Raw genomic sequence first — 24437 nt, 5'->3', positions numbered from 1 at the left:
TTACTTTGTTTGGCTCTTCGTTAAAGCGTACTGCAGCTGGTCCAGCAGCCGCTCCAGAATATAAACTGCAGGCAGAGTCACTTCTGCGTGCATTCCTTTAAGCGCTGCCAGTCGCGTGCGGATATTGATTTCCTCACTTTCCGAGAAGGTCTGTTGCTTCTGGTAGCGCTCGGTAATCAGCACGGTCAGTTCCAGCTGTTGTTGCACTTTTTCTGCCAGCTGCTGGACCTCAGGGGAAAGCTGACCTTTTTGATTCAGTAGAATCTCAGCGGCGGCACCTGCGCGTTGCATACTTTCGAGGCCGCTCAGCACCCGTGTGCGGGTGAAGTCGGATTCGGAATTTTCCGGCAGGCTATCCAGAAGCTGGCGATAATCTCGCAGGGCCATACTCTCAACCGGCAGGCTGTCGGCAAAGCGGTGCAGGGAATCCCGGCGGGAGTAGGTTTCATTGGCCGATTTTTCGTGGTGGCGGTGGTAGTAGTGGGCGGGCTCCAGTACGGCCGAGAATGCCAGCGCCTCTGCCTGCAGGTCTTTCGGGAATAGTTTTTCCTGCGCATCCGTTTGCTGGATGTTGTGTTGAAGCCCCAGCGCAGTTTCCGCCCATTGATCGATTCCACTTAGCCGTTGATAGAGAAAATCCTCGTACTTCAGCTCCTTGTCCGACCAGAGTCGCTCCGCGACCGCAAAAGTGCGGGGCCACAGGCGCAGGTCGATATTGTGTTCGTCCACCATCTCCGCCCAGAGTGCCGCTTCGCCACCCAGGATATTCTTTTTCTGTGCGTCGTTGAGCGCGGCAGTACCAGAAGAGCCGGAAGAAAACGTGGGGACTTTACTCTCCTGGCTGTTGCTGGCAATCAATTCACCCTTTGGGTGGTAGGGTGCGTTACCCACAATAAATTCACCGCGCAGAGTTTCGTTCTGCAGGTTCACTCGCGCGCGCAGCGGGCCCATCCAGGTGTCCAACCGGAAGTAGGTGTAGGGGCCGGTACGCCTGACCTGGTGCAGAATCGCGGGTTGTTTGCCATTGAATACCATCACCCCGCGCAGCTCGCCGCTAGAGGATTCCACAATGGTAAAAGATCCGGTAACCGCGCTGCCCCGTTTGCGCGGTGCTTCGAACTGCCAGGTCTGCCACTTCTCCCCGGGCTGAATGGCATCAAATTTCAGTGGCGCGGGGATAATGTTATTGCGGTAGTGGTAACTGGTGTACTGGGGCTGGTCCACATAGAAGCCTGTGGACAGAATGCCGTAGTGTCCGGCGCGGGCAATCTCACCCAGCGCATCCGGACCGCGCCAGGACTGTACCGCGGCCGTAGGTGCCAGATCCGGGTGCAGGGTTTCATCCCAGCCGATCATCTTGCGGTGGAGCCCTTTCAGAATCTCTGCCAGCCGGCTGTTGAAGTAATTGTGCAGTGCGTGGCTGTCGCCAAGTTCGTGTTCCTCCATGTAGCGCTGTATCTGCGGGTTCTGTTCCCAGTGCTCCGGGTCCACCTCGTCCCCGCCGATATGTACATATTCGAACGGAAACAGGTCGGCGACTTCCCCGAGAATTTTTTCAGCAAAGGTGTACACCGCCGGGTTGGCGGGATTGAGCAGCGGCTTGTGCACGCCCCAGCGGTCTTCCGGCTGGTAGGGCCCGGGCGCAGACATCAATTCCGGATAGGCGACGGCAATGGCACTGGCGTGGCCGGGCATATCGATTTCCGGTACTACAACGATGCCGCGCTCGGCGGCGTAGGCGACGATTTCCCGCACCTGTTCCCACGTATAGAAGTTGCCGCCGGGCGCTGTCTGGTGAAGTTTCGGATAGGCGCGACTTTCCAGGCGCCAGCCCTGATCGTCGGTCAGGTGCCAGTGGAAGACATTCAGCTTGGCCGCCGCCATGCCGTCCAGTTGGCGTTTGATGGTGTCGACCGAAAGGAAGTGGCGTGAGGAGTCCAGCAGCACTCCGCGCCAACGGAATCGCGGGTAGTCGACAATCTCGACGGCCGGCAAGCTAATGTCGTTTGTGCTCGATGCGGTCTCCCCGACGCCGCTCAATTGTGAGAGCGTTTGCAGGCCGTGAAGCAGTCCAGTGTCGCTGTGGGCACTCAGCCGCACCTTGTCCGCCTCAATGTGCAAGCGGTAAAACTCGCGGTTGACGTCGAGTGCCGCCAGCGTGTTTTCATCAATGCGTTGCGGTTTGCCTTCAAAGGCGATTTCGATCCGTGCCGCCGCGTTATTGTCCGCGATTTTTTTGCAGTCGACGGCAGCCTGCAATGCGATATTGCGCTGGCGCTGCAGCTGCGCGCGGAAACGCTCGGTGGCCGCGATCAGTTTAGGAGAGGCTGCGTGCGCAAAGCAGAGCTGGCTATTCGCATCCAGTTGCATCGGGTCGGCGGAAACTGGCTGGATCTGGCGGGGGTAGGGCATCAATGGCGTGAGTAGTTTGACTTCCCCGCGGCCTGTAGATTCAGCGCTACCAATCGGGGTGGCCAATGCGAGAGCCAGACCTGTCAGTGCGCTGACCTTGAACAATAGATTTCCCATATCTTTTTTTATTCTTGTTGTGATGATTAGAAACAGGTTTCCGCCGTTTCCAGCAGGTTGTAATCATCGTCGATGATCAGTACCTGGCGCCACTTGTCGAACGTGAGGCAGGGGTGCGAGGTGGAGAGCGCGAGTATATCGCCCACCTGAAGATCGGCGTCCCGGGGAATCTGCAGCATGGCGTGCTGGTCCATGATGTTGGTAAGCCGCCAGTCTTCCGTGATTGTATGCGGGGTTGTGTCCCGGCCCGGGCGAAAGTGCAATTCCGGCCGCGGCAATCCCGCGTCATAAGCGGCGTCGCGCTTGCCGAAATTTAGAATCGCCATGCCCCGTTCCGGCAGCGATTGCACATAGGCCCAGACTTCCAGGCTCGATTGCAAATCCCCGCTTGGGCAACAGTGCTCGCCCAGCCTCGCCATCACCGCGGCCTGTGCTTCCTCATAAATGCCCCGGTCATGGGTGAGGTAACAGCCCGGGCGCAGTACCGGCAGGATGCGCGGCGCCTTGTGATCGGTAAATACCTCGGCCACCAGATCGTACCAGGCGGAACCCGCTCCGCTCAGAATGACCGTTTCGGTGGCAAACTCTTCTCGCTTGAGCAGTGACAGGCAAATATCGCGCACCATTTTCAGGTGTTCGGTCACACGCGCTTCCGCGTTTTCTCCATGGATGAGTCCCTCGTAGGTTTCCACACCCGCCAGCTGCAACTGGGGCCAGCGTTTAAGCTCCTCACACAGCGCATTCACATCTTCGGTATTGCGGCAGCCGGTGCGCCCCCCGGGCACGCCGACTTCAATCAGTACTTTCAGTGGCTGCTTAGTGGAGCCGAAAAATTCTCCCAGCTGGCGGATATTGTTTGTGGAGTCCACCAGGCAATAGAAATCCAGCTGTGGGTAATCCCGCAGTAAGTCACTTGCCAGCTGCATATTTGCCCGGCCAACCAGCTGGTTGGCCATCAGTATCCGGGTTGCCCCGGCTTCTGCCGCTGCCCTTGCCTGCTGCGGGTTGGCAAGGGTCATACCCCAGGCACCTGCGGCCAGCTGCATGCGGAACAGTGCCGGGGTCATGGTGGTTTTGCCGTGGGGGGCCAGCTTTACCCCGCGCTGGTCGGCAAATGACTGCATCCACTGCAGGTTGTGCTCCAGGCGCGAGCGGTAGAGGACCGCTGCGGGCAGGGGGATTTCCTCACGCAGCAGGTTGGCAGCTGGGGAATATTGCTGATCTTTGGGTTCGGCGCTCATGGGCCAACTCCGTCTCAAAACAGTGAAGAATCTATGGTAGAAAGTATCACATATTTAAATGCAGTATTGAAAGTAACAAACACGATACATATACTGCACCGAGTTCAGTAACATCCCTATCCGTTTCAAATGGGGCGCATCAAAGAGTCGTTTCTAAGTGTCGCAGCGTGCGGCCTAAAGAACACCAGGAAAACAGGAACCCTGCCGTGAGTCACGAACCGGATATTGTTTCGAAGATCAACGCCCATTATGGCCAATTGCGCGATGCCGAGCAGAAGATCGCGCGCCTGGTGATGGACGATATCGGCTTTGCCGCCCACGCGAGTATCAGTGAGCTCGCGGATAAAGCGAGCGTGAGCGAGGCCACCATTACCCGCTTTGCCAAAGCGGTGGGCTGCAAGAATGTACGCGACCTGAAATTGCGTCTTGCCCAGGCGCTGGCGGTAGGGCAGCGGTTCTACACCGAGGTAAAGGCAGAGCCCGGTGCCAACTATGGCGTTTACGACGAGATCAAGGCGGCACTGGATCACAATGCGCGGCTGATTACCGAGGCGGTGATCGAGCCCGCGGTAGAGGCTCTGGTAAAGGCCCGTCAGATTCTGATTTTTGGGGTGGGTGGCGGCTCCACCGTGCTGGCTCAGGAATGTCAGCACCGGTTTTTCCGCCTGGGTTTTCCGGCCACTGCCTACTCGGATCCCATGCTGATGCGCATGGCGGCGTCCACCATCGACAACAACGATGTGGTGCTGTGTCTTTCCATGGGCGGTTACAGCCCGGATGTGCAGGAAGCGGCGGAGATTGCGCGGGAGTACGGCGCAACCACACTGGGCGTCACCGTTGCGGATTCGCCACTGGCGAAAATTCTGCACCACCTGGTGCCGATGGAACCTCTGGAAACCGATTACATTTTCAAACCGACCGCGGCGCGCTACGTGATGCTGGCCGCGATCGATGTGCTGGCCACCGAGCTGGCGGTTAAACAAAAACGCAAAAGCCGTGAGACGTTGCGGCGTCTCAAGCATACGCTCGACAGTCACAAGCACGGCGAGGATCGCTTGCCGCTGGGAGACTAGCAGCCTGCTGGGACCGAAAGGAAATGGAATGATGTACGATACGGTGATTCGCAAGGGCTCGGTTGTCGACGGCAGCGGTACTGCCATTTTTACCGCCGACATTGCCCTTGCCAATGGCCGTATCCAGCGCATCGCCGAGCCCGGCACTATCACAGACACTGCGCGAGAAATTATCGAGGCCGAAGGCCTGTACCTCGCTCCCGGTTTTATCGACGTCCACACCCACGACGACCTCGAAGTTATCCACAATCCGCAGGTGCCTGCCAAAATCAGCCAGGGGGTTACCACGGTGATCGTTGGCAACTGCGGCATCAGTGCCAGCCCCGTTACCCTGCAAAGCGATCCGCCCGATCCATTGAATCTGCTGGGCGATCGCAATCGCTTCGCCTACCCGCAGTTTTCCGATTACGCCCGCGCGGTGCAAAAATCCAGCCCCAATGTGAATGTGGCGGCACTGGTAGGCCATACCTCCCTGCGCAACAACCATATGGATGACCTGCAGCGCACCGCCACCGAATCAGAACTCACCGCCATGCGCGCGCAATTGCGCGGTGCCCTGCAGCAGGGCGCCATCGGACTCAGTTCCGGCCTCGCCTACGGCAGCGCCAAGTGTGCGGATACGGCCGAAGTTCTGGAAATGGTTGCGGAGCTCGCAGAGCAGGGCGGCGTGTACACCACCCATCTGCGCACCGAGTTCGATCGCATTCTGGAAGCGATGGACGAGGCATTGATGACTGCCCGGGAACATCGGGTACCACTGATTGTTTCCCACCTGAAATGCGCCGGGCGCGGTAACTGGGGGCGCAGCGAAGAAGTGCTGGGAACCCTGGAAGCTGCCGCCGAGTATCAGCAGGTTGCCTGCGACTGTTACCCCTACACCGCCAGCTCCAGCACCCTGGATCTGGCGCAGGTCACCGACGATGTGGAAGTGTTTATTACCTGGTCCGAGCCATTTCCCGAGCAGGGTGGCCGCTCGCTGGCGGAAATCGCACGTGAGTGGAATCTGTCCAACTTTGAGGCCGCGGAAAAGCTGATGCCCGCCGGTGCGGTGTATCACTGCATGAGCGATGAGGATGTAAAAAACATTCTCAAGCACCCCCTCACCATGGTCGGCTCCGACGGTCTCCCCAACGATCCCCATCCTCACCCACGTTTGTGGGGTGCCTTCCCGCGGGTGCTCGCCCACTACGGCCGCGATCTCGGCTTGTTCGACCTGCCACAGGCGGTGCACAAAATGAGCGGACTTTCCGCGACCAATTTTGGCCTGGCGAATCGCGGGTTTATTCGCGAAGGGTATTGCGCGGATCTGGTGCTGTTCGATTACGCCGCGCTGGAATCCATGGCGAGTTATGCACAACCGCAGCGTCCGGCGCAGGGAATATCCCGGGTGTGGGTAAACGGGGTTTGTGCCTACTCCGGCGGTGTTGTTCATGACAGCCGGAGTGGGGCCTTTTTGTTTCGCGATTAGTTGCGGTGGCTGGTTCGGACTCTGTGGTGCTCTGTTCTCGTGTGGTGGCGGCAGATCATCGGGTAGGGCTTTTTGAAACCGCTGTGAATACATCCCTGTTGCCGACGCTTTCAAAAAGCCCTACCCGACGCTCTGCCTAGAATTCGGAGCCCTGCACTTCGTAAGCTTGACCTTGCTTCCGCTTTCGAAGTGATTGGTTGGGCGTGAAGGTGGAGTACCGGGTGAAGACTTTTGGGAGCGTCGCAAACAGGATGTTTGCGCCGCAGCGCCCAGGGATGGGTTCACAGCGGTCCCGAAAGTCTTCACCCGGTAATCCACCGCCACTGAAATTGCTTTGACATGTACCACTAAATTTTCAACAAGGGTAGTAATCATGATTCAGAGATTCGGCGCCGAAGGTGGAACGGGCACGGGTGGCCAGCATTTGCCATTTTCCAGTGCGGTAGAGGCCGGTGGTTTTCTCTATGTGTCGGGCCAGACGCCGATGCGCGATGGGGAAGTGGTGGAAGGAGGGATTGTGGAGCAGTCCCAGCTCGCCATCGACAACTGCTTTGCGATTATGGACAAGGCTGGCTACAGCGCCGCGGATGTGATCCATGTGACGGTGATTCTTACCGACGCGAGATACTTTCAGTCTTTTAATAAAGTCTTCAAAGAAAATTTCGGAGATCATCCACCCGCGCGAATCTGCTCTGTATGCGACCTGGTAGTAGACTGCAAAGTAGAAGTTGGCATAGTGTGTTACAAACAGCCAAAACCCTGAGTTAAATATCAGGGTTGTCAAAGTAGTAAAAAAATAATCCAACAATTCGCGTTCAATAAAAATAATTTTTCAGTATGAATGCCAGTATTTTCCTGGGGGCCTTCGGCCTCTATATCGTTTTCCTGATCGCCGTTGGCTGGTTCGCCTCCCGGCGCAGCACTGATGAGGACGACTTCCTGCTCGCCGGTCGCAGCCTGCCGATCTTTCTGACCATCGGCACCACCGTTGCCACCATGGTCGGCACCGGTTCCTCCATGGGCGCGGTAGGCTTTGGCTATGCCAATGGCTGGGCCGGGGCCCTGTATGGTATCGGCGGTGCGGTGGGAATTCTGCTGCTTGGCTTGCTCTTCGCTCCTGCACGGGCCCGGGGCTTTTCCACCATGAGTGAAGAGCTGGCCTCCTATGTGGGTAATCACCCGCTGGTAAACAAGGTAGTAGCCCTATTGATTCTGCTGGCCTGCCTGGGCTGGCTCGGCGCGCATATCCTGGGGGGAAGCCTGTACCTTGCCTGGATTACCGGTATCGACCTGCAACTGGCAAAACTGCTGGTCGCCGCGGGCTTTGGAGTTTTTGTGATCGTGGGTGGTTACCACGCGGTGGTGTGGACCGATACCCTGCAGGCTCTGGTGCTGTTTGCCGGGTTCCTGCTGATGGGAGTGTTTGCGGTGCACACCGTGGGTGGTTGGGAAGTAGTTATGGAATCCCAGCGCGCCGTTGAACAAGCACAGCCGATGGCATTCCTGCCGGCACTTTCCCTGGTTACCGTTATTGCCGTTGGTGTGCTGGCCACACCATCTTTCCGTCAGCGTATTTATTCCGCACGCAGCGTCGGCTCGGTGCGCAAGTCGTTTTATATTTCCGGTGGTCTTTACCTGTTCTTTTCTCTGATACCGGCACTTATCGGTATCTGCGCCTTCGTACTGAATCCCGCCCTGGAAAATCGTAACTTCGCCTTCCCCTATCTCGCGATCGAAGTGCTTCCGCTGGGCATCGGTGTGGTGGTATTGCTGGCGGGTTTGTCGGCCACCATGTCCAGTGCTAGTTCCGATGCCATTGCCGGTGTAACCGTACTGGTACGCGACATAAGAAAGACTCCGCCGCAAGAAGCGAGTGGTGGGTTGCGACAGTCACGTATTGGATTGCTGGTTGTTATCGGTATTGCGTTGGCGCTGGCGATGATGTCCGATGACCTGATCGGATATATCAGTAAAATGATTTCTACAGTGATGGCGGGACTGTTCGCCTGCGGATTGCTGGGGCGCTTCTGGCCCCTATATAGCTGGCAGGGCGCCCTGGCATCCCTGTTGGCTGGCTCCATTGTCTCAATGTTGGTGCTGGCAACGGCTAATAGTTTTTGGGGGAATCCGATTATTCCGGCCGTAGCTGCAGCGCTGGTTTGCGGGGTTGTCACAAGCTATTTATGTTCGCGTAGCGAGAGGGAAGTGACTGAGGCAGCCGTTGCGCCTTCCGCAGAATAAAAAAGGGCCGGTGGGGAACCGGCCAACGGATGGTTGTGGCTTGGGGGAGCCACAATGTGTCTGCAGGAGATCCTGTGAGAAATGGGGTAGTCGTGCAGGTTAGCCGGAAACTTTCAGTTTGTTCTCCACCTTGTCCACATCATTGGTGTTGCGCGCAATCGCTTCTGCCAGATCTTTTTCCGCCCCGGATTGAACTAAGCCACGTAGAATGATGGTGCCGTTTTTCGAGGTAACATCGATATCCGTACCAGCTACTTCTCGATCCATCAGCAGTCGCGTCTTCACAACCGTGGCGATTTTTGCATCGACATACTCACGATTGATTTTTTCACCAATCGGTTCATTGTTGGCGATACTCAGTTTATTCTCCACGCTTTTCACACCGTCTACGCTGGAAATCAATTCTTCCGCAAGACGTCGGTCTACATTGCTCTCCACTTCACCAGTGAGTAACACTACGCCATCGGAGACGTCGGTGTTGATCGTGAAGTTGTTAAGATTTTCATTCAGCAACAGAACAGTTTCTGCTTTTCCGTCGAGCCAGGCATCACTCACAGCACTTTTTTCTGCACTGTCTTCTGCATGAGTTAACGCTGACATGCCCAGGGCTGCACCAGCGATGGCAGAGAACAGAGCGGATTTGGAAAAGTGAATATGACGTTGCATTTCTGAGATCCTTTTTTGCTGTTGACGACCGGATAATTGCAACCACCATGCCAATTTAAAATTTTCGCCTGTCACCGACTTAATTGTGCGCGGCAAAGGCGGCCATTCGATCTATGGTGACCTGTAACATCGCTGTCTGCGCGGAGATCGAAATCTTCAGCGACGCGTCACCCAGTTCTTCGAGTAACTCCCGGTGTAAGCGCTTCTGACGGCGTTCCGTGGTAACCAGGTAGTCAATCAGGTCCGGTCCGGGCTTGGGGACCAGTAGGGAAAGAGAGCGGTAGCGCAGAGCGATCTCCGTGGCTCTCGAGTCAGTCTCCAGGGACGATTTGTCTCGGCCTGAAGCGTGGTGTTGCGTATGTGCTCGTAACTCCGCGGATAGAATATTTTTCAGGTTGCCATGTAAATTTTTCAGGTTCTGGAAACATTTTCGTAGTGGATAGTCCAAGCTGGGGCTGAGCCGGGAACCGTAAAACCTGGCTGCATGGGTACTTGTGTGATGTAGTTCCGCCATTCTGCGGAAAATAACCGACGGATAATCGGATTTTAACGGGGAATTCGAAAATTTCTGGTTGGCCACAATGTCCTCCTGTTCGTCCTCGCTACCGAGTGAGGGTAGAGCGAGTGCGAAAACATTCGCGTTTACATGGTGATACAATTCAATCCCCGTGCCAGTGGGGCCTTGCGCTCTGGCGTTACTGTTGTTGAGCATTCATATGTTGACTTTATAAGGAACTGGGAATGAGCCGGAGACGTGTATTTCTGAGAATCAAGGACGCGGCCATCCGTGAGCGGGTAATCGGCTCACTGGAAAGCCCCCTCGCAAAAGATGACTTTAGCGATGACGACAAGTGGCTGGATGCATTGCTCGCCAATTGCTATGACCTGGCGGTTGTTGACACCGCTGAGTGCGATATTGATGCGCTGTGGCCGCTTGCGGAATCCCATACTCTGGCAGAGTGCGAATACCTCTTTCTCAGTGACGGTACCCCCAATGAGGCACTCGATAAGGCGACCTCGCGGTCTGGTGGCTTTCATTTCCGGCAGCCTTACGATGCGGAAGATATCGGAGAGGCAATCGCAGAGATCGTGTCTGAGCTGGATGTCGAGTCGGAGCCTCAGGAGAGACCGGTCAGCAGCCAACTGGATCAGTACGGTCTGTTGGTGGGGTCCGCACGCCCCATGCGCAAACTTTATCGGACTCTGCGGAAGGTGGCAGGTTCCGAGGCGAATGTCATGGTGGTGGGGGAGAGCGGCGTCGGTAAAGAGCTGGTGGCCAATACACTGCACCAGGCCAGTGGTCGCTCGTTGGCTCCGTTTGTGGCTGTCAACTGTGGTGCCCTGAGCCCTGAACTGGTTGAGAGCGAGTTATTTGGCCATGCCAGAGGGGCATTTACCGGTGCCCATAAAGCCCACGATGGATTGTTCGCACAGGCCGAGGGAGGCACGCTGTTTCTTGATGAGGTGACAGAAATGTCACTCGAACATCAGGTCAAGTTACTTCGGGTGCTCGAGACCGGTGAGTATCGTCCTCTGGGCAGCAGCCAGCTGCGGAAAACCGACGTGCGCGTGGTCTCGGCGACAAACCGTGACCCCGAGGCGGCGGTCAATGAGGGCATTTTTCGCGAGGACCTCTATTTCAGACTTTGCCAGTTTCCTATTCGCGTCCCGCCGCTGCGCGATCGCGGTGACGATATTACGGGCCTGGCTCAACATTTCCTGGTGTATCGCAATAGTGAGGAAGACACTGCCAAGGTGTTCAGTGCGGAGGCTCTGAAACTGCTGGCACAACACCGGTGGCCCGGAAATGTGCGGGAGCTCAAATACTGTGTCGAGCGCGCATTTATTCTTGCCGAAAATGTCATAGAGCCTCAGCATATTATTCTTGGAGAGGTTGATGGGGAGCAGAGCCCGGCTTCGGTGACAACGCAGGTGCCCGCAGGTGTGCCGTTAGATGTGCTCGAACAGGTGGCAATTGAACGCACTCTTGAGCAGAACGATGGCAATAAAACGGAGACCGCAGAGCAGCTTGGGATCAGTGTGAAAACGCTGTACAACAAGCTGGAGAAATACGAGAAAGCTGGCAGCGACGCCAGTGCGCAATCGGTGATTGATTCATTGAATGGCGAGTAGCTTTGTTCAGCTCAGCCTTTTATCTCAACCTTAAAAAAGGGAGCGCAATGCGCTCCCTTTTTTCTGGCCGAAAATTGTTTTCGGGTCCAACGGTTAGCAGTCGGTATCTTCCGCATTTGCTTCCTCTTTCATATCTTCACAGGTGTCTTCAATCGCGTTTCCTGTATCAGTGACCGTCTCGTCGATGGTTTCTCCGATCGACTCCGCATCTTTCTCTTCACTGCAGGCTGCCAGGCTCATGGCTGCGGTAATGGCCAGTACCATAAAAAAAGCATTCTTGAAGATTTTCATAGGTTTGCTCCTTGGTTGAAATCAATAGTCAGATTTATAGGTCAAGAGTGCGGCCTGTTAAGGCTTCGGGCCCCGGCCGCGAATGGCGTTTGCGGCCAGTGCAATTAGCCACAGGACGATAAAGATAAAAAAGATGACCTTCGCAATACCGGCTGAGGCGCTGGCGATACCGGTAAATCCGAATAGCGCCGCTATCAGGGCAATAATGAGAAAGGCAATAGACCATCCAAGCATGTCGTATCTCCGTATGGGTGCAGTGCATGGCTGTGTGTCGATGGAGGTTTCGCAAACACCGTGCCAATTCTCGCCAGGCGGCAATGTGCCTTGCTTTGCGCAAAATTGCGGATAAATTTCTGTCTGTACCGGGAAAGGTCAGTGGTAGATTTTTCAGACCTGTGTGAAATTTTTACGTGAGCGTGACGCTGAACCTGCTGAATGCCGGTTTCATCGCCTCCTGGCTACTAATTCCCATGGATTTATGTCATTTTTACCGCCAGTTTTGGTGGATGGTTCACGTGGCGACCTTGATGATTATGAAACGATTAGCTGTTCCTCTGGTTTTGTCTGTTTTCTCGGGATTTTGCGCTGCCGAGCAGCTCACGATCGACCGAATCTTCTCCGATCCCGCCTTGAGCGGTATAAGCCCTCGCGCTTTGCAGTACTCCCCGGACGGCAGTCGGGTCACTTTTCTTAAAGGTCGCGAGGAAGATTACAACCGCTACGATCTGTGGGAGTACCGCCTGAGTGACGGTGAAACCCGTATGCTGGTGGATTCCGATACGCTTCACAGTGGCGAAGAAAATCTTTCCGATGAAGAAAAGGCACGGCGCGAGCGCCAGCGGATTTTTGGCAGCGGTATCATGGAGTACAGCTGGTCTAAAGATGGCCGGTCACTGTTATTTCCTCTGGCCGGTGATGTCTTTTATTACTCCCTGGATGCCGGGAAGTCCAGACGCCTGACGGAAACCGAAGCCTTTGAAACCGATGTGCGGGTGTCGCCCAAAGGTAATTTTGTTTCGTTTATACGCGACCAGAATATTTTTGTGGTAGACCTGGAGAGCGGTAAGGAACGTCAACTGACCAGTGATGGTAAGGGCCCGATCAAAAACGGAATGGCGGAATTCGTCGCCCAGGAAGAAATGGACCGCATGACCGGTTACTGGTGGTCGCCGGATGAAAGGCGCATCGCTTTCCTCCAGGTGGATGAGAGTCCGGTGGATGAAGTTACCCGCAGCGAGATCTATGCGGATCGCATCGATATGATCAAGCAGCGCTACCCTGCTGCCGGCCGCTCCAATGTAAAAATCAAACTGGGTGTGCTGGATCTCGCCAGCGGAAAAACCCAGTGGCTGGATCTCGGCAAAGACGAAGATATCTATATTGCGCGGGTGAAATGGGCGCGGGATAACCTGCTTTCCTACCAATGGCAGAACCGCAGCCAGAACAGACTGGAACTGCGCTTTGTGGATATCCCCAGCGGCAAGACCCGCAACGCACTGGTGGAAACCAGCGATACCTGGGTGAACCTGTTCCACGACCTGCGCTTTCTGAAAGACAGCGACCGCTTTATCTGGGCGTCGGAAAAGGACGGTTTCAAGCACCTTTACCTGTATGATTTTTCCGGCAAACAACTGGCGCAGCTAACTCGTGGTGACTGGGCTATCGACGAACTGGAAGCGCTGGACGAGAAATCCGGCAATGTCTATTTCTCCGGTCGCAAAGACACGCCGCTGGAGCGCCACCTGTATGTGACCGACCTGAACGGCAGCGGCAAGATTGAAAAAATCTCCTCCCGCGCCGGCATGCACAGCATCAAATTTGCCGCTGATGCCTCTGGCTATATCGATACCTACTCCAATCCAAGCACACCGGCTCAGGTTAGCCTGCACGGTACCGATGGCAAGCGCGTGACCTGGCTGCAGGAAAACAAGGTGGAGAAAGACCACCCGCTGTACCCGTATATGAGTGACTGGATCGAGCCGGAGTTTGGTCAAATTGAGGCACCGGAAGGGCACACGCTTTATTACCGCTTATACAAGCCCGCGGGCTTTGATCCCAAGAAGTCCTACCCGACCATGGTATTCCTGTACGGCGGCCCCCACGCGCAGCTGGTTACCAACAGCTGGGACAGGCCCTTCAACCAGTTTATGGCCCAGCAGGGTTATGTGGTTTTCACGCTGGATAACCGCGGTTCCGCGAATCGCGGCAAAAAATTTGAAGATCCCATCTTCAAAAAAATGGGCGGCGTGGAAGTGGAAGATCAGGTGACCGGGGTGAAATTCCTGCGCTCACTGCCGTTTGTAGATCCGGACCGCATTGGTGTTTACGGCCACAGCTATGGCGGCTATATGGCGCTGATGACCATGTTCAAGACCGGGGATTATTTTAAGGCCGGTATTTCTGGTGCGCCGGTGACCGACTGGGGGCTGTACGATACCCACTATACCGAGCGCTATATGGGCAACCCGAATCAGGTGCCGGAAGCCTATGAGGCAGCGTCGGTCTTTCCCTATGCCAAGGATCTGAAAGGCCCACTGCTGATTTATCACGGCATGGCGGATGACAATGTGCTGTTTACCAACACCACCAAACTGATCAAGCAGTTGCAGGACAACGGTCAGCAGTTTGAACTGATGACTTATCCCGGCAAAAAGCACAGCCTGCGCGGCAAGGAAACCCGTAAGCACTGGCATCAGATGATGAAGGACTTTTTTGATCGCACTCTGAAGGCATCGGAATAACACGCTTGTGGTGTAAAAAAGGGGGCTTCCGATCCGGAAGCCCCCTTTTTTATGAAAGGCGGAAAGCCATGCCGCAGATTAATTGCTACAGGTCGCTTCCAGTCGCAACAGCGGGCCCTGACCGGTCTCTTTGGAGGTCATATCCACACCGTTGCTGCCATTGTTAGGAGCAATTACCAGACCGGTATTGGCGCCGGCCAGCCAGGTTTCCACAATGCCGGAAGACAGCAGGTCAATCTGCCGGGTGCCGGTGGAGCTGGGCACGAAGGTGGTCAGCTGGTTACCGAGCATGGCGCTGCCGCCGACACTGTTCCAGGTGGCACTGCCTTCCTGCCAGTTGGATGCGGCGCGGTACACGCCATAGGTATTGCCGGAGCGGTCGGTGACATTCAGTTCCAGCATGGCCCGGGAGAAGTTGCTGCAGTTTTCCACGCCGCTCAGATCAAACTTGATCAGGGTATACAGTTCGCCGTAGTAGCGGTCGCTGCCATCAGCCAGAAGACCGTCGCTGTCGCCGTCATAATTGCTACCGCTACGGCCGGAACTTACAAATACGTCATCAGATGCCGCCTGCACGAACTGCTGGGTGCTGCCAGAGCCCGATGAGCTGCCCGAACCTGAACCAGAGCCCGATGAACTGCTGGAAGAGCTGCCGGAACCGCTGCACTCTGCGTTTACTGTCAGCACCGGGGCGACACCGGTCTCTTTCGAGTTCATGTCCACACCGTCGCTGCCACCGAGCGACGCAATCACCAGGCCGGTATTGTTGCCGCTCAACCAGCTCTCTACCGCACCGCCGGACAGGCTGATCTGGCGCAGACCGGTAGAAGAGGGAGTGAAGGTCGCGAGCTGGGTACCCTGAATGCCACTGCCGCCGATATTGCTCCAGGTTGCGGATTCTTCCTGCCAGTTGCTGTTGGCCAGGAATACGCCAAAGCTGCTGTTGGAATAATTGGTGACGTTCACTTCCAGAGTCAGGTTGCTGAAATTGCTGCAGCTGGCCACTTCGTCCAGGTCGAATTTCAGCAGCGTCATCATCTGCCCGTAAGTCGAGTCGGAACCGTCCGCGAGCAGACCTTCATTGCTGCCATCGTAATTGGTGCCGGTCTGGTTTGCGGTGACAAATACATCGTCGGTGACCGCCATGTTGATCGCATTGCCGCCGGAGCCGCCGCTCGATGAACTGCCCGACGAACTACTTGAGGAACTGCTTGATGAACTACCGCCGCTGATCACACTGCGATTGCTGCTATTGCGCACCAGGGTCATGGCTTCGCCTACCTGGTTGGCACTCCACCAGTTGACGTTGGCGGGCAGTGCCAGGGGATCGGCGGCACGGTCGGCGCGGCTCAGGGAGCCGGCGGAGGTATTGAACTGCGCAGTGCGCACGGTCAGTTCACTGGGGCTTACCTGAATCACCTTAAACTGCTGAATACTGGCGAGATCGATGGTCCAGGATTTGGGGTCGTTGGCGGAGCGCGCCGGTGCCCCCCAGCTGCCTTCACCTACATATACGGTGCCGCCGTTGGATGCGGTGGTAAAACCGTTACCGCTGGGCGCTACCGACTGGGTGAGTTTGGTCATATGAGTGTCGGACTCCACCACCAGGTTCATGGCGTAGTCGTAGAAGTTTTGCGCCCACCAGCTGTGCAGAATCACATTGTCGGATTTACCGGTGTAGTGGGGGAACATGGGTTTGTGGTACTGGGCAAAGCGCCATTGGGCGCTGCTGCCGTAGCTGGCGAGATCACTCTGCAGCCAGTTGTTCATGGCGGAGGCATAGGAAGACCAGCCGCTGTTTTTAAACTGGCTGTTCAGGGTATATACCCGCAGCAGTGGAGAAATCTGCACCGCGCCGTAGGTATCGCTGGGGTTACAGTTACCGTCGCCATTGAAGTCCGCTCCGAATACCTGACACAGGGTGGAGTAGTTATCGTCTTCGTGGTTGCCATGGGTGGGGATCAGTGGATAGATCCGTTTATAGCTTACTCCATCGATGGTGTCACTGGAGTAGGTGAGTTCCCAGTCTTCCAGAAAAGCGCTCATCTGTGAGGCGCTGTTGGCATCGGTGAAGTCACCACCGTGCATGACCGCAAGCGGGCGGATTTTTGCCAGCAGTTGGTTGCCCTGGCGACGGTTGGTGTGACCGGTGCGGGTGTCACCGCCGGCAATTACTACAAACGGGGAGTTATCGTTTGGGGCAGTCTTGAACCAGAAACGATCGCCACAGCCATCCTGGTCACACACGCGGAAGAACACATCGGAATCGGCGGAAAGATTTTCTAGGCGCACAAAGCTGCTGTCGATACTGCCATCGAAGGTGTAGCTGGCGTCCACAGCGGCACTGCTCCAGCTGCTTTCATTGGTGGAGTAGCCGTAACTCACATACGGATTCGTGCTGTTGCCATCGGGGGAGAAGCCAATCACCGCGCTGGTGCGGCCGTCGGTGTCCCAAACCAGACGGTGGTGTTTGGTGGCGGCACTGGCGTCTGCCGCGCACAGGGCCATCAGCAGGCTCGCGGAGCCAGCCAAGCGAATAGGGTTACTTCCCAGAAACTGTTTCATGGGTTTTCCTGTCCAGGTTTTTATAGAAAGAAAATAAATGGAAATCAGAAGAACGAAAAAATACAGCGCAGTCAGTGTGCAGGGGATTAGTGACAGCTTTTTGAATTGTCGGAAACGAGGCGCACAAAGGCTGCATTGCGGTGTGGAATTGTGATGGGTTGCCCATCCACAAAGCTGACCGCCACCGCGCCGGACTTCAAATAGTTGTAAACGGTCTGTAACGATTCATCTTGCTCGGAAGTCCAATAATCACCGCGTTTGGTTTTTGGAAAGAACGCAGTATCGATGGTGGGCTGGCCGGCTTTTGCATCTGTGTAGATTAGTGTTTGCAGTTCGGCAGCAGTGGGCAGTCGCCAGTCCTGAACGCCACATAATTTTTCTTCGCGGGTGCGCCGGATCAGGTCGGCGGTATCGCAGCGCTCTTCCTCAAAGTAACAGTCGCCGTTATTCGGGGTGCCGATGGTTGTGGGAGCCCCTCTGTGAGCAGCGGGCTGGGCAGTAAATTGATCGTTGTCAGGCACGTCAGCCCAGGAATTGTCGTACCAGGAGTAAGTCCAGAGGCCGTCGTGAATATTTTCGCTGTCGGTTTTCACTTCCCATAAAAGCCCGCTGCGGTGGTCGCACACACAAGACCAGGGGCCGGACCAGATCGGCAGCGGCCCACCGGAAGCATCAATTTTTGTGAAATGGTATGGGGCGGGCCTGGGATCTTGCGGCTGGTGCAGCGCGGTGGTCAGCAGTGCGCTGGAGGGCAGTAAAAGCAGAATCAGTGAGCGTTGCCAGATTTTCATTGGAGGGGCTCCGCGGAAAACTGCAGGCGGAGGGCGCGGGTATGACGGGTGTGGGCTATCTGGGAGCGGTCAAACGCCGAAACCCACAGACAGGTGCCCTCTGCAATGGGGGCATCCAGGGCCGAGCCGGTAACCCGTTTGCGCGCCATTTCCAGGTTCCAGTAGCCATCTTTCCATTCGCCGCGGGCACGTACATCGGCACGGTCGCCTTCGAAGCGGTTGGAGTTGTACATCACCGAAGGCATCCGGGTACCTTCGGGGAAGCGTGCATCCTGCGCGGCGGAGTATGGTTGGTAGTCAAACCAGGGGATCACCCATTCGGCCTTTTCTCTGAGGTTTTCTCTGTCATCGTTTTGCAGCGCTGCCAGTTGCATCGGATCTGCGGGCAGGCGTTTGGGAACGATGGTGGTGGGTTTGTACCACTGCCAGTTCATCACATAGGCGCCGGATTCTTTCCCGTCCTGCTGGTAACCGGCGGTGTAGCGGCGCTCTCCTGGGCGCATCTGGTCTGGCGGGCCGATAAAGTTATCGTCGGCGAGATACATATCGTTGGTGCGCACCGCTTTCCAGTGCCACAGGTCGTGCAGCTGCCCGTCGCTGCTGTAGTGGTAGCCTTTGCCGTGCCAGTTGGCGGGGCGATCGGATAGTGGCTTGCGACCCAGATGCGCGGTGCCGGCGGCGCCAAAGCTGCAGTTGGAAGAAAGCAGCACTGCAAATTTGTCTTCGTAATGGCGGGTTTCATCGAAATGGTGAAAACCCTGTTGCTGCACTTCCCAACCATTTGCTGTTTTCAATAACGGCAAATGCACTAGGCTGCGGGTGGCATCTTGCCAGCGCGCCGACAGAAAAAATTCTTCACCGTTGGTCAGGGCACGCAGCGTGATCTCGGTGGCGCCATCGTCAAAGTTGGCGCCGCCGTCGGTGTAAACGGTAATGGGCGCGGCCCGTTGCCACTGGGGTTCATTCGCGCGGCCGTCGATTTCGATGGGAGGGTGTTGCGGGTCAGTCAATGGTATCTGCGTGACAGGCAATGGCAGCTGGCTCTGGTCGACGGTAGCAATCCAGCCGGTGGTAAACAGTAACAGTGTGAGGGCGAGAGTCCCTGCGCCCGCAAGCAGGCGAGTGTGTGAGCGCTGCCCGCCCTGGGGGAGACAGATACGCAGCAGCGAATGTCGCCCCCAGCGGGCCAGGTAGAGCCCCGCGTGCAGTGCCAGGTAGCAGAGCATCGCCAGGGCACCCAGATAGTGCCAGTCGCGGAGATGCCACTGTGTGCCTATAAATAGCAGCCAGCCACTGGCCAGCGACAGCAGCAAGACGGGGTAGCCAGCGCGGATAATAGCCCGATGCCAGCCTGGCCAGCGCCAGGCACTGAGGGAGCGCAACCGGTAACTCAGGGTTGCGCCGTCGCGAAAAGCGGTGAGCAGACGGTGGCCGACATAGAGCGCGGCAGCGAGAGTGATCGCGAGGGCACTGAGGAAGTGCAGTCCCACTACTTCTCCCTGAGGCAACAGCTCTTCAAAGCGGGCGACTTCCGGGCGCGCGAGGCTCGCAATGCGCAAGCCGGTCAACAGGCTGCACAGTACCGCGATAGCGGCAATGCCGTGCAGCAGAACCCAGCGCAGGCTTTTGCGATCAGCTGCCACGTGATCCCCTTATTCCCTCAGCCAAAGGGCGGCAGAGTAAACCGGCCGGATGGCAATTCAATGACACAGGCCGTTCGACCTATTGAATGAACGTTTGCAGAAAAGTCTAAATGAGAATCTATTGCATTACGAGTTGTGGTTCTTTAGACTCGCGTTCCAAATTCAAGGGGTAGTTCCTGGGGACTCAATAATGCAATCAAATCAACGTATTTTCGCCGGCTCTCTGCTGGCTGTTGCACTGGCTGCGGCCAATAGCGCCATTGCGGCCGAGGAAGGCGAAGCGGCAACGTCGATCGAAGAAATGACCGTTGTTGGTGTGCGTGAAAAGCGTGTCAGTCGTGGTGCCACTGGCCTCGCGCTGGCCATCAAGGACACCCCCCAGTCCATCAGTATCGTCGATCAGCGCACGATGGAAGACTTTGGTGTCACCGGCGCCAACGATGCGCTGGAGCTGAGCACCGGGGTAAACGTCGATCAGTACGAGACCAACCGCGCCACCTACAACTCCCGCGGTTTCGAGATCCAGCTGACGCAGGTGGATGGTCTCGGGATGACCAATGACTTTGGCACCGTTGTGGGACAGCTGGATACCTTCCTGTTTGAAAAAATCGAGCTGATTCGCGGCGCCAACGGCCTGCTGACCGGTGTGGGCAACGCCTCCGGCACTATCAACTATGTGCGCAAGCGCCCTACCAATGAAACCGGTGGCATCGTCGATTTCCGTGGTGGCTCCTACGGCTACAAACGTGCCGCAGCAGATTACAACCAGGTGCTGACCGAAGATGGCAGCTGGGCCGGTCGTGTGGTTGTTGCCTACGAGGACAAAGATTCCCATATCCGCGACCAGCACGATGAGAAGCTGTCTGTATACGGTGTGGTTGACGGCCAGATTGGCACCAACGGTGTACTGACCGCGGGCCTGACCATCCGCGATGACAAGCAGGATTCTCCCATGTGGGGATCGTTGATCCTGTTCTACCCCGACGGCAGCATGGCGGACTTCGATACCTCCACGTCCACCGCGGCGGAATGGGCTTACTGGGATACCGAATCCAGAACCGCATTTGTTGAATATACCCACCAGCTGCCCGAGGGCTGGGAAGCCAAGTTCACCTACAACCGCCATGAGAACGAAACCCAGTCCAAACTCCTGTACGCCTGGGGCAGTTACATTAATGAAGATGGGACTGGTCCCCTCGGCTGGCCGTATCGCGGTGCTACTGACAGCACCAATGATCTGCTGGACGTGAACCTCTCCGGTGCCTTCACTGCCTTCGGTCAGGAGCACACGCTGATCACCGGCCTCAGCCACTCCATGCGCGAAACCGCTTCCGCATCGGCGGCATTTTCCGATGAATTTTTCTATCTGCCGTTGCCAATTCCACACGGTGGCAAAGACTACCCGGAACCCGACTGGGGAGATATGTCTCCCGCGTCTGCCGGTGAACAGGAGCTGACCCGACTGTACGCCGCCGCGCGCCTGAGCATCACCGACGCGCTCAACGCGATCGTGGGCGTGAACTCCATCAAGCTGGCGCGGGAAGGTAGCTCTATCTACGGCGGTGGTGTGTCCCAGACCTACTACCCGGATACCGAAGAGACCAGCCCGTATATGGGGCTGACCTACGATTTCACCGACAATATTCTCGGCTACGTTTCCTACTCCGATATTTTCCAGAATCAGGACCAGACCGATATCAACCGTGTCTATCTGGACCCGATGAAAGGTGTGAATATGGAAGCGGGTGTTAAGGCCGAGTGGTTCGACAACCGCCTGTTGACCACCGCCGCGGTATTCAGTGCAGAGCAGCAGGGCCTGGCGACTTACGCAGGCCAGATAGATGGTACTTCCTGGTACGCCCCCAAAGACGTCAAGTCGGAAGGCTTCGAGATCGAAGCGGTGGGGCAGGTCACCGACAATACCAACCTCACCGTGGGGCTGACCCATCTGGATCTGACCGGCCCCGATGGCAACGACATCTACGAGTGGGTACCGCGCACCACCGCCCTGGTACGTTTTGATACTCGCCTGGATGCCGTGCCGCAGCTGCGAGTGGGTGTGAACGGTCGCTGGCAGTCAGACATTGTCGGCAGCTACGCCGAGCAGGACGCCTTCTTCCGTGCGGATGCTTTTGCATCCTATGAAGTGAGCGAAGCGGCGACGGTGCGCCTCAATATCAACAACCTGTTTGATGAGAAGTACGTGGAAGGCCTTGCATACGGTGCCATTTACGGGGCTCCCCGTCACGGCCAGGTGTCTTTCCAGTACAGCTTCTGACACCTCCAGCCTGGTCTGATGATCCGCCAAGGGGCCGTGCAAACCAGAAGTTTGTCCGGCCCTTTTGTCTTTGGGCCAGCATATATTTTACGGCAGACTTCGATTGCGAGAAGCTAAATGAGAATGCGTTGTATTTGATTGGGTGGAGGGCTAGACTGCCGTCCAGGTTGATATCTACATATTGGTCAGCCCAGTGTGTCCTTCGCCGTTATTTAAATTGTGCGCAAGCGCCCGTTTAGAGCTCTAACACCAAGAATCATGAATAAAACCCTGTTCAAACTGCACAGCTGGATGGCACTGGCCGCCTTTGTCCCGCTGCTGGTTATCTGTATCACCGGTAGCATTCTGGTGTTCAAACACGAGATCGACACTATGCTCGCGCCAGACCTGGTGCGGGTGGATGCCGCCGGGCGCGAGCGCCTGAGCCTGGATGCGCTGGAAGCGTCCATGCACAAGAACTTCCCGGATTATGAGGTCACCGGCTGGGCGCTGTTCCAGGATCGGGACCGTGCGGATGTGGTCTACACCATGCAGTACGGTACCGACGAGTGGACCTTTGCGCTGATGGACCAGTACACCGGCGAGCCGCTGCGCGGCCCCACCGGCCTGACCGACGACCTCACCAACTGGCTGCTCGATCTGCACTACACCCTGCTGCTGGGTGACTGGGGTATGCTCATCAGCAGTGTCTTCTCCATCCTGCTGTGCGGGCTTGGAATTACCGGTTTTATTCTGTACCGCAAGTTCTGGAAGAACTTTTTCACCCTGCGCTGGAACGCGCGCATGATCGTGTACTTTTCCGACCTGCATAAAATGACCGGCATCATCGGTGCCCCCATCCTGCTGATTCTCGGCTTTACCGGTGCCTGGTGGAACATCACCCATTTTGCCCACGAGGTGGCAGAGCACGCGGACGGTCACGAGCACTACAAGATGGCCGAGCGTCTGTACAACGACGACCTCTCCCTGCAGGGGCTGATGGACGATACCGGTAACCGCATCCAGAATTTTGAGACCACTTATATCTCATTTCCCTGGGAGCCCGGTGCCAATTTCACCTTCTGGGGCGACGTTCACACCGGCAACCCGCTGATCAGCGAGTACGCGAGTAACGTCACCTATAACGCTCAGACCGGCGAGCATATGCTCAGCTACGATATCCGCGATGCGTCGGTAGGGGCGGTGATCGTGGACAGCTACCGTCGCCTGCACTTTGGCAACTTCGCCGGCTTGGTGAGCAAGATCCTGTGGTGCCTGGTGGGCCTGTCGCCATTGCTGCTGTCGATCACCGGTGTCTATATCTGGTACCAGCGCCGCGAGAAGCGCCGCAATGCGCGGGTCAAAAGACGGGCGAAGGCGGCGGCTCTGGCTGGGGCTACTGCCTGAATAGCAGTCTGAATAGCCAGGAAACCAATGCATTCTTTGAGCCGGGCCAGCCCCGGCTTTTTTGTGCCTGTTCCTTCCTTGCGGTGCTTTTGCTAACATTATTTGGCCTTACCAAATAATGGATTCCTGCCTGACAGGATCGATAGCGAGTCCTACTATGACCTTGCGACCAGTACCGCCTGCACGATGGACCGGCGCCGCCCGTCTGTTTTCCCTCAGTCTTGTGTTGTTGTTCTCCGGTGGGTGCAGTCCGGAAGTGGAAAATGCAGATGCGTACCAGCCCGCCCGCAATATGGAAGACTATCGTGCGCTCTCCCGTTTCTTCTCCGAGCTGGATCAGAAGGCTCTGGCCGCTGAGCGCAAGGCGGCAGGAATCAAAAAAAGTACCAAGCCCACCAAAGCCAGGCTGTTTGGTTTCGACGTCAAAAAAGCGCGTTACGATCGCGACTATATTGCCAGTGACGAAGGCCTCGCCCTTGCCGACAGTCTGCTTACTTACCAGACGCCTTCCGGCGGCTGGTCCAAGCGCACCGACATGCGCGAACCACGCCAGCCGGGGCAGTACTACGGCACCGAAAAAAAGTATATCCCCACATTTGATAACAACGCGACCAGTGTGCAGTTCTGGGTGATGGTGAACGCGTGTAATACCACCGGAGAGGCGCGCTATTGCGACTCCGCCAGCCGCGCTCTGCGCTACATTCTTCTGGCCCAGTACCCCAATGGGGGCTGGCCGCAAACGTTTCCCCTGCGTGGTGGTTACCACGATGACATTACGTTCAATGATGATGCCATTGCCAACCTGCTGGAAATAATCGGTGTGGTGGCGCAGGGGGATGCCCGTTTCGCGTTTTTACCGGAACAACTAAAAACCTGGGCCAGAGACAGTCTGCGCCGCGCTCTGGATATGCTGGTAGCGACGCAAGTAAAAGTGAACGGTGAGCCCACTATTTGGGGTGCCCAGCACCACCCGCTTACCCTGGAGCCCACGTCCGCGCGCGCCTTTGAGCCGGCTGCCCTGGCCACCAGTGAAAGTGCGGATCTGATGCTGTTTCTGATGACTCTCGAGAATCCGTCACCGCCGGTGCGCGACGCAATCGACAGCGCGGCTGGCTGGTTCGAGAAGCGCCGGATCGACGGCCTGCGTTACCGACGTGGCGAAGTGTTGCCGGCACTGATGCCGGATGAGAACGCCGATCCGCTGTGGGGGCGCTTTTACGATATCGACAGTAATCGCCCGGTTTTCGGCGACCGCGATGGCAGTATCCAGTTCGAGATTGAGAAAATATCCGCCGAGCGTCGTGAGGGCTACGCCTGGTACAGCGAGCGCCCCTACAAGGCGTTGAAAGAATACCGCAAGTGGAAGCAGTAGCTTCTCACCGGGAAAGCAC

General features: G+C 56.6%; 18 protein-coding genes. 9 read left to right on the top strand and 9 right to left on the bottom strand.

Translation table 11 applies throughout. From position 1 onward, the window contains the following. Together AU11_RS10235 and AU11_RS10230 are read right to left on the bottom strand one after the other, a co-directional pair. Positions 1 to 2529, bottom strand: coding sequence for a beta-N-acetylhexosaminidase (locus AU11_RS10235; RefSeq protein WP_051687158.1), 2529 nt, complete (start codon positions 2527 to 2529; stop codon positions 1 to 3). 26 nt (positions 2530 to 2555) lie between these two features. Then, positions 2556 to 3770 (bottom strand): amino acid deaminase, encoded by a 1215-nt coding sequence (locus AU11_RS10230; RefSeq protein ID WP_081848056.1) that lies wholly within the window; start codon positions 3768 to 3770, stop codon positions 2556 to 2558. Between the two features lie 206 nt (positions 3771 to 3976). Here AU11_RS10230 and AU11_RS10225 point away from each other — a divergent pair, with 206 nt between their 5' ends. The 4 genes from AU11_RS10225 to AU11_RS10210 all read left to right on the top strand — a co-directional run bounded on the left by AU11_RS10225 (position 3977) and on the right by AU11_RS10210 (position 8552). Beyond that, positions 3977 to 4843 (top strand): MurR/RpiR family transcriptional regulator, encoded by an 867-nt coding sequence (locus tag AU11_RS10225; protein WP_043319185.1) that lies wholly within the window; start codon positions 3977 to 3979, stop codon positions 4841 to 4843. Positions 4844 to 4871: 28 nt separating this feature from the next. Further along, positions 4872 to 6311 carry an amidohydrolase family protein gene (locus AU11_RS10220; protein WP_043319183.1) on the top strand — a complete coding sequence of 480 codons (1440 nt, stop codon included), beginning with the start codon at positions 4872 to 4874 and terminating at the stop codon, positions 6309 to 6311. A 373-nt stretch (positions 6312 to 6684) separates the two neighbouring features. Further along, positions 6685 to 7074, top strand: a complete 390-nt coding sequence (locus tag AU11_RS10215; protein ID WP_231491821.1) for a RidA family protein — start codon at positions 6685 to 6687, stop codon at positions 7072 to 7074. Positions 7075 to 7148: 74 nt separating this feature from the next. Beyond that, a complete protein-coding gene (locus tag AU11_RS10210; RefSeq protein ID WP_051687157.1) occupies positions 7149 to 8552 on the top strand; it encodes a sodium:solute symporter in 1404 nt (467 codons plus the stop codon). A 99-nt stretch (positions 8553 to 8651) separates the two neighbouring features. On the opposite strand, the gene AU11_RS10205 is transcribed toward AU11_RS10210, so the two are convergent. Together AU11_RS10205 and AU11_RS18305 are read right to left on the bottom strand one after the other, a co-directional pair. After that, positions 8652 to 9218: a BON domain-containing protein gene (locus AU11_RS10205; protein ID WP_043319181.1), complete on the bottom strand. Its 567-nt coding sequence runs from the start codon at positions 9216 to 9218 to the stop codon at positions 8652 to 8654. Between the two features lie 79 nt (positions 9219 to 9297). Next, a complete protein-coding gene (locus AU11_RS18305; RefSeq protein ID WP_156035265.1) occupies positions 9298 to 9666 on the bottom strand; it encodes a hypothetical protein in 369 nt (122 codons plus the stop codon). A gap of 293 nt (positions 9667 to 9959) precedes the next feature. On the opposite strand from AU11_RS18305, the gene AU11_RS10195 reads away from it, so the two are divergent. Further along, positions 9960 to 11351 (top strand): sigma-54-dependent Fis family transcriptional regulator, encoded by a 1392-nt coding sequence (locus AU11_RS10195; protein WP_043319177.1) that lies wholly within the window; start codon positions 9960 to 9962, stop codon positions 11349 to 11351. A 93-nt stretch (positions 11352 to 11444) separates the two neighbouring features. Here AU11_RS10195 and AU11_RS10190 read toward each other — a convergent pair whose 3' ends face one another. Next, entirely contained in the window at positions 11445 to 11642 is a 198-nt protein-coding gene (locus AU11_RS10190; RefSeq protein WP_043319175.1) for a hypothetical protein, read from the bottom strand. A gap of 57 nt (positions 11643 to 11699) precedes the next feature. Further along, positions 11700 to 11876, bottom strand: coding sequence for a DUF1328 domain-containing protein (locus AU11_RS18090; protein ID WP_043319173.1), 177 nt, complete (start codon positions 11874 to 11876; stop codon positions 11700 to 11702). Between the two features lie 299 nt (positions 11877 to 12175). On the opposite strand from AU11_RS18090, the gene AU11_RS10180 reads away from it, so the two are divergent. Then, complete coding sequence (locus AU11_RS10180) at positions 12176 to 14383, top strand: S9 family peptidase (protein ID WP_197023818.1); 2208 nt, start codon at positions 12176 to 12178, stop codon at positions 14381 to 14383. 78 nt (positions 14384 to 14461) lie between these two features. On the opposite strand, the gene AU11_RS10175 is transcribed toward AU11_RS10180, so the two are convergent. From AU11_RS10175 to AU11_RS10165, 3 genes are all read right to left on the bottom strand, one after another. Next, complete coding sequence (locus AU11_RS10175; RefSeq protein WP_051687156.1) at positions 14462 to 16948, bottom strand: DNRLRE domain-containing protein; 2487 nt, start codon at positions 16946 to 16948, stop codon at positions 14462 to 14464. Between the two features lie 86 nt (positions 16949 to 17034). Then, a complete protein-coding gene (locus tag AU11_RS10170; RefSeq protein WP_043319171.1) occupies positions 17035 to 17739 on the bottom strand; it encodes a DUF1566 domain-containing protein in 705 nt (234 codons plus the stop codon). After that, the gene (locus tag AU11_RS10165; RefSeq protein WP_051687155.1) at positions 17736 to 19382 is read right to left on the bottom strand and encodes an ethylbenzene dehydrogenase-related protein; all 1647 of its coding nucleotides are present in this window, start codon (positions 19380 to 19382) and stop codon (positions 17736 to 17738) included. The genes AU11_RS10170 and AU11_RS10165 overlap by 4 nt, the downstream gene beginning before the upstream one ends. A gap of 190 nt (positions 19383 to 19572) precedes the next feature. On the opposite strand from AU11_RS10165, the gene AU11_RS10160 reads away from it, so the two are divergent. The 3 genes from AU11_RS10160 to pelA all read left to right on the top strand — a co-directional run bounded on the left by AU11_RS10160 (position 19573) and on the right by pelA (position 24418). Beyond that, positions 19573 to 21660: a TonB-dependent siderophore receptor gene (locus AU11_RS10160; protein ID WP_043319169.1), complete on the top strand. Its 2088-nt coding sequence runs from the start codon at positions 19573 to 19575 to the stop codon at positions 21658 to 21660. 258 nt (positions 21661 to 21918) lie between these two features. Further along, positions 21919 to 23046 (top strand): PepSY domain-containing protein, encoded by a 1128-nt coding sequence (locus AU11_RS10155; protein WP_043319168.1) that lies wholly within the window; start codon positions 21919 to 21921, stop codon positions 23044 to 23046. A 157-nt stretch (positions 23047 to 23203) separates the two neighbouring features. Continuing rightward, positions 23204 to 24418: a pectate lyase gene (pelA, locus tag AU11_RS10150; protein WP_051687154.1), complete on the top strand. Its 1215-nt coding sequence runs from the start codon at positions 23204 to 23206 to the stop codon at positions 24416 to 24418. Positions 24419 to 24437 lie beyond the last annotated feature (19 nt).

Origin of the sequence: Microbulbifer sp. HZ11 (assembly GCF_000708675.1) — a bacterium.
Lineage (GTDB): Bacteria > Pseudomonadota > Gammaproteobacteria > Pseudomonadales > Cellvibrionaceae > Microbulbifer.
This window is presented reverse-complemented; position numbering and strand designations above follow the sequence as displayed.